The following is a 12713-nucleotide window of genomic DNA, read 5'->3' on the forward strand; positions in this document are numbered from 1 at the left end:
TGGCTGGGGGGTGCGATGACGATTCATGCTAGACCAATACCCGCCAAGGCATCCAGCAATTCACACTGTCGTATCGAATATAAAAAGGCCCGCTTGGGCAGCGGGCCTTGGCTTGCAACACAAAGTGACGAACTCAGGCCGGCTCGGCCTCACCGCCGGCCATCAGCTTGACGTTACCACCGACGGCCGCCGTGTTGATGGTGACCGTGCGCTCCGATGCAAAACGCAGCAGGTAGTGCGGGCCACCGGCCTTGAAGCCGGTACCGCTGAGGCCTTCGCCACCAAAGGGTTGCGAGCCCACCACCGCGCCGATCTGGTTGCGGTTGATATACAGATTGCCCACCTTGGCCAGCTTGCGCACCAGCTCCACGGTGCTGTCCAGACGGGTGTGCACCCCCATCGTCAGGCCAAAACCCAGCGCGTTGACGCGCTTGATCGCATCGGCCATGTCCTCGCCCTTGAAACGGGCGATATGCAACACCGGGCCAAAGGTCTCGGACGTGGGCAGCGTATCGAGGCTCACCTCGAAGGCGTGCGGGGCAAAGAAGCAGCCGCTGGCCAGTTCAGCCGGTACCGGCGTGGTGGCAACCAGACGTGCGCTGGTTCTGAGTTTGTCGCAATAGGCTTGCAGATCACGCTGCGACAGCGTGTCGATCACGGGGCCGATATCGTTGGCCAGTTGCAGCGGATCGCCCAGACGCAGTTCCTGCATGGCAGCACCCAGGCGCTCGATCACCATGTCGGCGATGTCGTCCTGCACCAGCAGGATGCGCAGTGCCGAGCAGCGCTGGCCGGCCGAATTGAAGGCACTGGCGAGTACGTCGATGATCAGCTGTTCCACATGGGCCGAGCTGTCGGCAATCATGGCGTTGAGGCCACCAGTTTCGGCGATCAGCGCGGCAATCGATGAATCACGCGCCGCCAATGTGCGGTTGATTTTCCAGGCAGCGCTGGTCGAGCCGGTGAACGCCACGCCCGATACGCGTGCATCGCCCAGCAGCTTGTCAGAGAGGCCGCCCGATTCGCCCGGCAGATAGTGCAGCACATCGCCGGGAATGCCGGCGTTCAGCAGCGCTTCAATCGCACGCATGCCGATCAGCGGCGTGCGGCGCGAAGGCTTGGCAATCACACTGTTGCCGGCAGCCAACGCGGCGGCAACCTGGCCCAGGAAGATCGCCAACGGGAAGTTCCACGGTGCAATCGCCACGAACACACCACGGCCGGTGAGGCGCAGCTCGTTCGACTCACCTGTCACGCCCGGCAGCGCAATCGCGTGGCCCATCAGGCGGCGGGCTTCGTTGGCGTAGAAACGCAGGTAGTCCACGGCTTCGCGCAGCTCGCCCAAGCCATCGCTGAGTGTCTTGCCAGCTTCGCGACTCAGCAGCCAGAGGAACTCGTCCTGGCGCGCTTCGAGCAGATCGGCGGCTTTGTCGAGCAGCTTGGCGCGTTCGTTCACCGGCGTGGCGGCCCAGTCATCATGAGCTGCATCGGCCAGATCCAGCGCACGGGCCACGGCGGCGGCATCGCTGCCCACCTGGGTGCCAATCTGCTTTTGCAGGTTGATCGGGCTCATGCGCGGCGTGGCGGTGCCATCAAGGCGTTGGCCGCCAACAATCGGCGCAGCGTGGAAAGCGCGGGTTTCGAGTGCAGCCAGTTGTTGGCGCAGCGGTTCGAGTGCGGTCACATCGGTCATGGCAAATCCTTGGCTGTTGCGGCGGGGCGCAAATACATCGGCGGGCGGCTTCACGCCGGGGGTCACGGGCTGTTTGGCCACGCTGAGTGAGGGGTTGTCGGCAATCGACTCGACCGGCACGCTGGTATCAGCCAGCTGGTGCACGAAGGAAGAGTTCGCGCCGTTTTCCAGCAGGCGGCGCACCAGATAAGGCAGCAGCGCATGGAAGCGGCCCACTGGCGCATAGACGCGGCTGGCAATGCCTTCGCGCTCGTGGATCAGCTCGTGCAGTGCTTCGCCCATGCCGTGCAGACGCTGGATTTCGAACTCGGTGGTGCGGCCGCGCGTGGCCTCCACAATCCAGCTCAGGGTTTGCGCGTTGTGGCTGGCAAACTGCGGGTAGAAGCGCGTAGGGCCGTAGTTGAGCAGCTTGCGGGCACAGGCCAGGTAGGCCACATCGGTATGGTGCTTGCGCGTGTAGACCGGGTAACCCGGCAGGCCGTTCTGCTGGGCGCGCTTGATTTCGCTATCCCAGTAAGCACCCTTCACCAGACGGATCGGCAGCACGCGGCCGGTATCGGCAGCCAGCTCGGCCAGCCAATCAATCACGAACGGCGCGCGCTTTTGATAGGCCTGAACAACCAGACCCAGACCCTGCCAACCCTTGAGGCTGGGTTCGCGGATCAGGCGTTCATACAGCCATAGCGACAATTCCAGCCGCTCGCTTTCTTCGGCATCAATGCTGAACACCAGGTCTGCCTTGGCGGCCGCTTGGGCCAGATCGAGCAGACGCGCATACAGCTCGGTCTGCACGCGATCAATCTGCGCAAACTCGTAACGCGGGTGGATGGCCGAGAGCTTGACGGAGATCGACTGGCGCGCAAAGCCGGTTTGCGGATCGGGGCGGCTGCCCAACTCGGCAATCGCCTCATGGTAGGCGCGGAAGTAGGCCTCGGCATCGGCGTTGGTCAGCGCGGCTTCGCCGAGCATGTCGTAGGAATAGCGCCAGCGCTTGTCGGCGTTGTTGATCGCCTCGGCAATGGTCTCACCTACGACGAAATGGCCGGCCATCACCTTCATGCCGGTCTTCAGCGCCGTGCGCAGCACCGGCTCGCCGAGCTTGCGCAGCAGGCGGTCAAACCAGTGGCGGCCTTCGGAGGCGTCGATCCAGCTATCGGTAAACGTGAGCGCACGGCTGGCGGCGCTGACCAGCCAGGTGGCGGTCTGCGAGCGACGCCAGTCGCGGTCTTCGAGCAGGTCGCGGATCAGCGCGTCCTGGGTATTGGTATCGGGAATGCGCAGCAGCGCTTCGGCCAGCGCCATCAGCGCCACGCCTTCTTCGCTGCCTAGGCCGTAGCTTTGCAGGAAGGCTTCGAAATGATTGTTACCGGCGGCCTGGCGTACACCCTGTGCTAGCGACAGCGTGCGCACATACACGGCTTTTTCGGCCTGCTCATCAAGCCGCGCCAAGGGCAGCAGGCTCTGGACGGCTTCGGCTTCATCGCGGAACAGGTTTTGGCGGATGCCGGCAAATGCGGGCAGGCTATTTGGCAGATCGCCGTAGAGCGGGGTCGGGTTCATGGGTGCATGCCTTCCACCTTGTCATGATGCCCGCAAGGCCGGATCGGCCATGCGGGACGTGTCATTGCGGGCGGACCGGGTAAGTCACCACGCACTTGTGGTGCGCCGCCCTCCTCTCTGCTGCCGAGCCGTGGTCTGGCTCACTACAGAACGGCGTGCATCGTACTGATGACAACGCCAAATGTGCCGCTATTTTTGACCACCCATACCGGATAAAATCCAGTCAAATCCACTTCAGCAAAACATTGCACCAATGACCAGCGAAATTGACCGCATAGACCGCAAGATCCTCCGCGAACTGCAAGACGACGGCCGCATTGCCAATGTAGACCTTGCACGCAAGATTGGCCTCTCGCCCACCGCCTGCCTTGAACGGGTCAAGCGGCTGACGCGCGATGGCTACATCCTCGGCTACGGCGCAAGGCTGAACCCCGAGCTGCTCGATGCTGGTTTGCTGGTGTTTGTGGAAGTGCTGCTGGATCGCACCACGCCCGAAGTGTTCGAGCGCTTCCGGGTGGCGGTAATGGACAGACCCGAGGTGCAGGAATGCCATCTGGTCGCCGGTGGCTTTGATTACCTGATCAAAGCCCGCGTACGCGACATGAAGGCCTACCGTGATTTTCTGGCCGGCACCCTGCTGGGCCTGCCCGGCGTGCGCGAGACGCACACCTATGCGGTGATGGATGCCGTAAAAGAATCGGGCGCGATTCCCATCGCGCCCTGATTCCAGCCTTGATGCCTGCTCCTAGATCAAGCCAGGCAGTGTTTCAGCAAGCAGCCTGTTATTTGGCCTTGGGCGCTTTGAGCGACTGGGCCGTAATGACATGCTCGAACTTCACCTCGCCCAGATCGTTGAGCACGCGCACGACTGCCTGACGATTCGCCTTGCCGCCCTCGAACCGCAGCTGACAGAAGTTACGCTCACCCATCACCAAAGTACCCGGCACCAGATCGGGACGCTCCAGCAGCTTTTCATCGCGGTAGACCCCCGACGTCAGTGCCGAGCAGGTGAGGTCATGCAACGGGTACATCCCCTCGCGCGTTTTGCGGATCAGCTCGCTGCGGTGCACATCACCGGACATGAACATCACACCGTCCACCCGCGTGTCCTGCAAGAAACGCAGGAAATCATCGCGCTCGGCCGGATAGTCGGCCCAGGAGTCCCCGCGCTCCCCCTTGTTGAGCATTTGCGAGCCACCGGCAATGATCTTGAATGGCGCAGTGGACTGCAGCAGTGCGTTCTTCAGCCAAGCCATCTGTGAAGGGCCGAACATGGCTTTGTCCGGGCTGGGTGGCATGCGGGGATCGTCTCGGTAAGTACGGTTATCCAGCAGGAAGAAGTCCACGTCATTGAAGCTGAACGTCGTGAACGCGCCCGGCGTTTCGGGCAAGCCATAGGCCGGATTCGCCCAATAACGCTGCTGCAGCTTGAGCGCCTCGCCCTTGAACACAAAGCTCTTGTTGGCGTCATTCGGGCCGTAATCATGGTCATCCCAGATCGCCGCATGGGCACCCACCTGCAAGGCGGGCTGCAGGTAACCCTGCGAGCGATCACGCTGCCAACGATAGGCCATGCCTTCGGGGCTGCTGTAATCCACTTCGCGGAAATACAGGTTATCGCCCAGCCACAGTGTCAGATCCGGCTTCTGTGCCGCCATGGTGCTGAAAATGCTCAGATGCCGGTCGCCATAGGGTTTGCCGGGGCGGTCATAGCCGGGCTCATTGCCAAAGTTGCAGGAGCCCGCCTGCAGCGTGAAGTCCGGCGCATCCTTGCGCCATTGCCAGAGTACCTGCGTGGCAAACGCAAAAGTCGCCTTGCTGGCCGGTTTGTCGTTCAGCAAAACCCGGTAACCATAACGACGACCCGGCTCCAGCCCGAATAGCGTGACCTTGCCCACAAACTGCTCATCGGCCTTGAGCGCCATGGCAGCGCTGCGCCGACGGGCATTGGGTGACGCCTCGGGCCAGTATTCGATACTGGCGCGCGCTTCAGCATCGGCTTGAAGCCAGAGCGTCACGCCCCGCATGGTGGGTGGCCCGGCCATCGGGCCGGCAATCAGCTCGACGGCTTGGGCGGTCAACATCAGCAACGCCGCAAACACAGGTATCAGGCAACGCATGGTGCATCCTTCAAATTAACCAGTCAAAAAGCAAAACGGCGGGAATAGACCCGCCGTTTTGCTTACACGACAACCATCAAACAATCAGCGATCAGAATTCGGCGCTGAACTGGATGCTGGAGAAGCGTGGGGCACCGATGTCGTAGTTCGGAGCGGAACCACCGACCGAGATCGTGGCCTGCGTGCCGCGATCAATCACGCGCAACTGGCTTTCCGTCAGCGTAGCCGCGTTGATCTGGGTGCTGGGGATGCCGCCCAGATAGTTCTTGTCGAACAGGTTAGCCACGGCCAGACGCAGCGTCGGCTTCTTGATCATGCCTAGGTTAGCAAACTTGTAGGCTGCGTTCAGATCCCAGACGGTCATGGACGGTACGGATTCCTGGTTCATCAGGTCACCGTAACGCTTGCCGGTGTACTTGGCACCCAGACCGATGCTTGCGCGGCCCTTGCTGTAGCTGGTGCCCGCACCCAATGTCCACTTGGGCGTGTCGGTCATGGTCTTGCCAGCCGTAGGCAGCGCTACTTGCGCAGCGCGGACCGTACCGCTCGCATTGGTGGTACCAACAAACTGAACGAAGTCATCGTTGAGCTTTTCACGGATATAGCTGGCCGAACCATAGACAGAGAAGCCATTACGTGCGCTGGTACCAAATTCCAGTTCGAAACCATCCTTGGTGGTGTCGCCCACGTTGTAGTTGCGGCGGCTGCCGTCATCATCCAGACGCTGAGCCTGACGATCTTTGAAGTCCACATGGAACACGGAACCGTTGAAGTTGAAGCGGTCGCCCTGATAACGGTAACCGATATCCACGTTGAACGACTGCTCAGGTGCCAGATCACGATTGCGCTTGGCGGCATCCGTATTGGTCTGATCCTGGATCAGTTCATACAGGATGAAGTTGGCAGGCGTGCGGAAGTTCTTCGACAGTGCGACGAAGGCATGGCTGCGGTCATCAATCGCGAACTTGGCGGAGACATTCGGCAGCACCTTGTTCCAGTTGCGCGTCACGCTCACGCTTTCGGTGGCGCCACGGGCCGTCAAGAATGCAGCCTGCTGCGTCTCCGAACGTGCACCGTAGGTAATACCCTTGCGCTCGGTATCCGGGGTACGGACACCGGCCAAGAAGGACCAGCGATCACCGATGGAGAAAGCGTCTTGCAGGGTGAACTGGCTCACGGTGGTTTCGGTCTTCCAGTTACGATCCAGGCCACCGGACTGACCGTTGTATACCTGGCCATCGTTGCGCAGGATGACATTCTCAGCCCAGGGATCGGTAGGACGGCCAGCAGCATCCACCAGCACGTGGGGACGTGTCTGGCGATGCGATGCCTGCTCGTACCAGAACGCGGCCATCAGCTTGTGGCCGTTCAATTCCCAGTTCAGGCGAGTCGTCACACCTGGACGGTTGGTGACGGTCTTGGAGATGGCGTAAACCAGCACGCTATCGAGCTTGTCGCCATCGCCATTCAGGTCGCGGCCACCGGTGGTGAAGCTGGACTCAGCCAGCGTCGTGCCACCCGAACCACCACCGTAGCCGTACCAGAAGTACGGATCGATCTCGAGACGGACCTTATCGCTCAGCTTGAAGTTAGCTTTGACCGTAGCGATATAGTTTTCAAACGGGTTGCCATTCAACTCGTAGAAGTTGGTCAGGCTGCTCTCGTTATCGGCCTTGCCAGCATTGATGATGCGGCCAGGGAAGGTCGTGGTGTAATCGTAGTAGCGGTTAGCTTGCCAATCCGACTTGCGGGCACGACGCAGGAAGTGGTTCTCGGCCTTGTTGTAAATGAAACCAGCGGTCACGCTGTGACCAGCGCCGAATGCAGCAACACTCTTTGCGTCAAAGTGGAAGCGCTCAGCACCACCCTTGCCGCGCCACTTGTCGGCCTCGGACTGCGAGAACGAGAAGTACGACTTGACCGGACCCAGCGCACCGGTATCAACACGGGCGTAAGTCTTGTACATGTTCAGGCCACCCACGGTCTGAGCAAACTTGGCGCGGAACTTGTTCGAAGGCTTCTGCGACACCAGACCCACGTTACCGCCGGTCGCGCCGATGTGCGGGGCGTCGTTATCGGTGGTGCCTTGGGTCACGTAGATTTCTTCAAGGTTTTCGGAGTCCACGTACTCTTGCGGGTACACATCGTAGCTACCCGAGTCATTGACGGGCGCGCCATCAACGGTGAAACCCAGCTGGCCTGCAGTGAAGCCGCGGATGGTCAGCGAACCGCCGAACAGGCCGGTGGCATCCTGCGAGTGGGCGTTCACGCCGGGCAGCTTGTCAATCAGCTGGTAAGCGTTGGAGGTGGCGGCCTTCTCTTCGATGGCGAACTTGGTCACCGTGGCGCGAGCGCGGGCGGCTTCTTCGTAAACCATTTTGCCGCCGGCGAACACGCCCTTGCCTTCGATCTTGATGCTTTGCGGGTTTTCTTCGCCCTCGGCATCAGCAGCGTAGGCACCGATCGAGAGGCTGGCGATCAGGATGGCCAGCGGGGTTTGCTTGAAGTTCATGCGTTCACTCCGTGTGGTATGCCTTCCGGGTGGGCATCCACGACTTAGGGGTTGAAGAGTTGGCCGTGGCGATCCAGCGCTATCGCGACGACAGGGGGTTTCCCGTGCCACACAATCTGCCAGCCAAAACGTGACCTGCTGGGTCACGAAGGCGCGGAGACTACACCGCCTGCATGACACTCATGCAAATGTTTTATTACATGGCTGTAACACGATTACTACACGCTACAGGCAAAAACAAGGCCAGTTGTGGCAGGGCTTTGCTACAGGCCTTGTGCAGCAAGGCATGGCAGGGTTTTCCCCAGTCTGGCGAATTCGCAACACCCTGAACGGTGTCCAATCATCGAGCAATTGCACCAGAATGGTGTGCAGCCACCCCATTCTTGGGCGGCATGCCAAGACAGGCGAGTTCTGGTCTCGGTGGAACGACGGGGATGCCAAAGACAGGGGTCGTGGGCGTTGAGCCAGGGTCAATGCCCAGCAGCCTACGCAGAACCGGTAGGCGAGCGTTGAATCGGGATGGGGAGCTTGGGCAGAGCGAGGTTCGCTGAAACAGCGCTTATGCGGCGTCGTGGCAAGGTTGGCGGGCGGCGTGGTAGAGCCCGCCCCGCCGGCCCGTCGGGCTTACTTGCCCAGTTTCTGATTACGCAGTACGCACAGCATATCCGTCGCGATATGGGCTGCGGCAATGGCTGTGAGTTCACTCTGATCAAACGGCGGCGACACCTCCACCACGTCCATGCCGATCAGATTGACCGGGCCCATGCCACGGATGATATGCAGCGCCTGCGCGGAGCTGAGCCCACCCGCTACCGGCGTGCCAGTGCCAGGTGCAAATGCGGGGTCCAGGCAATCGATATCGAAAGTCAGGTAAGTCGGCTGCTGACCCACAATCTCCAGAATGCGCTGCAAGGTTGCCTGTGCACCGTGCTCATGCACCCAGGCAGCATCCAGCACGTTCATACCCATGAAATCATCGTTCCAGGTACGGATGCCGATTTGCACGGAGCGTTTGGGATCGATGAGGCCTTCCTTGATGGCCTTGTAGAACATGGTGCCGTGATTGAGGCTGTCCGGGCTGTCGTCGGGCCAGGTATCACAGTGGGCATCGAAGTGGATCAGGCTCAGTGGCTGACCATATTTTTCAACGTGGGCCTTGAGCAGCGGATAAGTGATGTAATGGTCGCCACCCAACGTCAGCATCTTGGCGCCGCTGGCGAGAATGGTGCGGGCGTGCTCGATGATGGTGGGGGTAATGGTGAGCGGGTTATGGGCGTCAAACCAGCAATCGCCGTAATCGATCACAGCCAGGTCTTCAAAGGGATCAAAGCCCCATGGATACGGTTTGAGTTCGGCCAGTTGCACACTGGCGGCACGCACAGCCGCCGGCCCCAGGCGGGCACCAGGACGGAAAGTGACGGCAAGGTCCAGCGGGATGCCGCTGACAACAACATCCGCACCGGTCAGGTCACGGGTGTAGCGACGACGCAGAAAGCTCAGTACGCCGGCGTAGGTATTCTCGGGATTGGTGCCATACAGGCTGGTGCGGCGCATTGCGCCATCGCCGTAAATTGTTTCGTTCATAACCATCTCATCATCAGGCCATTACCTGCGCCAGCGCTGGACTGCGTGGCGAGCAGGAAACAGTAGCAACAGCTTATCTTCGGTCTTGTACTGGCGTACAGGGATGAACTATTCAAGGACATCTTGCCAATCCGGCAACTTGATCAATTGGCTTCGCACTTCACCCTTTGCATGGGGAAATCACGCGCACGGGGCTTTCCTTGCAGCGAGCCCTCAATGCGCGCCAGCAAACCACCGTCGGCCTGCAGGGTATAGAGAACCCGCTGAGGAAAATCATGGTGGGGATTCTCAAAAACCAGTGCCTTGGCGTGGCCGGATATCAGTTTGAAATGCGTTTCATCTCGGCCGGAGGGCTGAGCCGTGTAATGCAGTGCATCGTTCAGGGTGTGGATGCGCATGAATTCGAACTCGCGCAACTGCCCCTGGCGAACGGTACGCGACACACCCAGCAAGGTGCCTGCAGCGGGTAAGGTCCACACCTCGACCGACCCGGATTCCGCGGCGGACTGCCGCCAGCAGCCGGCCAGCCAAGCCAGCTCTTCGGCCTTCACGCGCGGGGGCTCACTGGCGCTGACGCTCAAGCAAAGTAGGGACAAGCATACCCAGCCGAGGCGCTTCATTGCCCTGCATCCTTACTTGCCGCACAGGAGCAGACCTCGGTCCCCTTATCGAAAACGATCTGCCATACGCCCGGCGAGACAAGCCGCCAAACCGAGTTGAAGCGCGCGATTAGCTTCCCGCTCGGGTCACGTACGGGGCCGCTACTGTGGGCCAGCGTGCCGCTTTCCAGGACTTCCACACTATCCGGCTCCCAAGAGAATGGCGGGGTGGGCCCCTGGTAGAAGCCTTGCCAAGCTGCAGCGACCGCCGCCTTGCCACGCAACACTTTGCCCCCGCCACCAAAGAAGACAGCTTCATCAGCCAGATACCGGGTGAATGCAGCGTGATCGCGATCTGCCATGGTTTTTGCGAATGCGCGTTCCGTGTCTGCGACCTGACGGCTAAGCGCGGCCAGATCAACTGGCGCGGCATGGGTAACAAGCGTGCTCATGGCGAACAGAACCGAATAAAGACAGCGTGTCATCATCGTGCTCCAGTGGGGATTTGTCTTGCCAGTTTAGTGACTGTATAACCGGCTGTTGTGCGATATCCACAACGGCTTGTAAAGCATTTTCAACAGTGCTAGCGTCGCACCGGTTCATTCGCCCGTTTCAGGTCATCATGCTCAAGTACCAGCGCCAAGCCCATATCGACTCTTATTACGTTGCCAGCACGCCCGATATCCCCGCGTGGCCGGCACTGGATGGCAGTACCGATGCCGATGTGTGCGTAGTGGGTGGCGGACTAGCGGGTTTGTCGGCCGCGCTCAATCTCGCCGAGCGCGGTTTCTCGGTCGTGCTGCTGGAGGGCTCGCGCATCAGCCACGGCGCTTCGGGCCGCAATGGCGGGCAGGTGATCAATGGTTACGCCTGCGATATGGACACCATCAGCAAGGCGGTGGGCGATGAGCACGCACGCGTGATGTGGGACATGTCGCTGGAGGCCGTGGAGATACTCGACGAGCGTGTCCGCCGCCATCAGATCGATTGCGACTGGGTACGCGGCCATGCCCTGGCCGCAGTAAAACCGCGCAAGTTCGATGAGCTGGTTGCATGGAAGGATGAGGCTGAACGCCGCTTTGGCTACCGGCACTACACGCTGCTGGACCAAACCGCGCTACGCGCCGAACTCGATAGCCCGCGTTACTGTGGTGGCCTTCTCGATACATTGGGTGGTCACATCCACCCGCTCAAGTACGCCTTGGGTCTGGCTCGCGCGGCACAAGCTGCCGGTGTACGCATCTTTGAAAACACGCCGGTTACCCGCGTTGATCAGGGTACGCCGCCCAGAGTGGTCACCGACACGGGCACAGTCAGTTGCAAGCAGGTTGTGCTGGCGGCCAATGTGAACATGGGTGATCTGGTGCCTGGCCTGGGCGACAAGATCATGCCCGTCGGCACCTATGTCATCACCACCGAGCCACTGGGTGAGGCCCGCGCCAAAGCACTGATCAAATCCAACTTTGCCGTATGCGATACGCAGTTCGTGCTCGACTATTACCGGCTCACGGCCGATCACCGCCTGCTGTTTGGCGGCAAGGTCAGCTATTCGGGTCTGCCACCACCCAATCTGAAGGACGCCATGCGCGCCGATATGCTGCGCGTGTTCCCGCAGCTGGCCGATGTAAAAATCGACCACGCTTGGGGGGGCTTTGTGGATATCACCATGAGCCGCGCGCCACACTGGGGCCGGTTGTCGCCCGACGTGTACTTCTGCCAGGGTTTTTCTGGGCACGGCGTAGCGGTGACGGGTTTGGCGGGCAAAGTGATTGCCGAGGCGATTGCCCGGCAGAACGAGCGGCTGGACTTGTTCGGCAAGATCCCGCATCTACCCTTCCCCGGCGGCAAGCTGCTGCGCATGCCCAGTCTGGTACTGGGCATGGCCTGGTTCCGCTTGCGGGACTATTTCTAGGCGGCTGCTTCGCTCGCGGCGGCCGGCTTGGCCAGGGTGACCTGCGGCCCGGCCGGCACGCCTTCGGCAGCCCAGCGATCCAGCTCATCCATGATGGCTTTATGGGTATCGCGGCTGATCTGGGGTAGTTCACCTCCCCATACCGCCGTTGCCTCGTCAAAGCCCTGCTGCACGGCCGCGCGAATGCGTTCGATCTGGCTGGCATCACCACCACTCGCATACAGGGCAAAACTCAGTATGCGCTCAGCGGTCTTGCGTACGCCCCACTCACCATCTTCTGCAATGGCAGCCTTGGCAGCCTCGATCTCTTCCGCTGGCGCACTCAGTTGCTGCTCGCCCTTGACGACCTTGGACCATTCCAAGCCCTGCCCGTCGATCAGACCGCGCAGGAACTGCATGAACTCGCCCACCTGGCGCTCCGACTCTTCGAGCATGGTGGACAAGTCAGGCAGCTCCTTGGCCAGCCGGGCACGGGGGTTTTCGTAAACGGCGGTATCACCGTCTGCTTGACCCAGCTTAACCACGGTGGACTCGTCGGCGGGTTTGTCAGCCGATGTCGCTGCGCCAGCGCCTGCTGCGGCGCGTGACGAAGCAGCTGCTGTCCCGGTCTGGACAGCGTTAGCGGCACGTTGGCCGGCTTGCGTAATGTTTGTTGTCATTTTCCTGTCTCCGCTTGCGCGTGAGTACAGTATCGACAGATGTCGGCAGCGCTTGAGCGCCACCAGCATTTATC

At 60.8% G+C, this 12713-nt stretch carries 9 protein-coding genes; 2 read left to right on the forward strand and 7 right to left on the reverse strand.

All coding sequences use genetic code 11. The features are described from left to right. Nucleotides 1–133 precede the first annotated feature (133 nt). Nucleotides 134–3253, reverse strand: a complete 3120-nt coding sequence (gene putA, locus O9X62_RS07295) for a bifunctional proline dehydrogenase/L-glutamate gamma-semialdehyde dehydrogenase PutA (protein ID WP_269532143.1) — start codon at nt 3251–3253, stop codon at nt 134–136. Nucleotides 3254–3506: 253 nt separating this feature from the next. Here putA and O9X62_RS07300 point away from each other — a divergent pair, with 253 nt between their 5' ends. Continuing rightward, nucleotides 3507–3977 (forward strand): Lrp/AsnC ligand binding domain-containing protein, encoded by a 471-nt coding sequence (locus O9X62_RS07300; RefSeq protein ID WP_269532144.1) that lies wholly within the window; start codon nt 3507–3509, stop codon nt 3975–3977. A gap of 58 nt (nt 3978–4035) precedes the next feature. Here O9X62_RS07300 and O9X62_RS07305 read toward each other — a convergent pair whose 3' ends face one another. The 5 genes from O9X62_RS07305 to O9X62_RS07325 form a co-directional block, all read right to left on the reverse strand. Further along, entirely contained in the window at nt 4036–5337 is a 1302-nt protein-coding gene (locus O9X62_RS07305) for an alkaline phosphatase (protein WP_269532145.1), read from the reverse strand. A 127-nt stretch (nt 5338–5464) separates the two neighbouring features. After that, nucleotides 5465–7885, reverse strand: a complete 2421-nt coding sequence (locus tag O9X62_RS07310) for a TonB-dependent receptor (protein ID WP_269532146.1) — start codon at nt 7883–7885, stop codon at nt 5465–5467. Between the two features lie 624 nt (nt 7886–8509). Continuing rightward, nucleotides 8510–9469: an agmatinase gene (speB, locus tag O9X62_RS07315; RefSeq protein ID WP_269532147.1), complete on the reverse strand. Its 960-nt coding sequence runs from the start codon at nt 9467–9469 to the stop codon at nt 8510–8512. A 143-nt stretch (nt 9470–9612) separates the two neighbouring features. Then, entirely contained in the window at nt 9613–10089 is a 477-nt protein-coding gene (locus O9X62_RS07320) for a DUF6265 family protein (RefSeq protein WP_269532148.1), read from the reverse strand. Further along, a complete protein-coding gene (locus O9X62_RS07325) occupies nt 10086–10520 on the reverse strand; it encodes a nuclear transport factor 2 family protein (protein WP_269532149.1) in 435 nt (144 codons plus the stop codon). Before O9X62_RS07325 ends, O9X62_RS07320 begins: the two co-directional genes overlap by 4 nt. 170 nt (nt 10521–10690) lie before the next feature. Between O9X62_RS07325 and O9X62_RS07330 the strand changes: the two genes are divergently transcribed. Beyond that, nucleotides 10691–11980, forward strand: a complete 1290-nt coding sequence (locus O9X62_RS07330) for an FAD-binding oxidoreductase (RefSeq protein ID WP_269532150.1) — start codon at nt 10691–10693, stop codon at nt 11978–11980. On the opposite strand, the gene O9X62_RS07335 is transcribed toward O9X62_RS07330, so the two are convergent. Beyond that, nucleotides 11977–12639 carry a hypothetical protein gene (locus O9X62_RS07335; RefSeq protein WP_269532151.1) on the reverse strand — a complete coding sequence of 221 codons (663 nt, stop codon included), beginning with the start codon at nt 12637–12639 and terminating at the stop codon, nt 11977–11979. The two genes, O9X62_RS07330 and O9X62_RS07335, sit on opposite strands and share 4 nt — an antisense overlap. Nucleotides 12640–12713: the final 74 nt, after the last annotated feature.

This window comes from Chitinimonas sp. BJYL2 (assembly GCF_027257935.1).
Classification (GTDB): Bacteria; Pseudomonadota; Gammaproteobacteria; order Burkholderiales; family Chitinimonadaceae; genus Chitinimonas.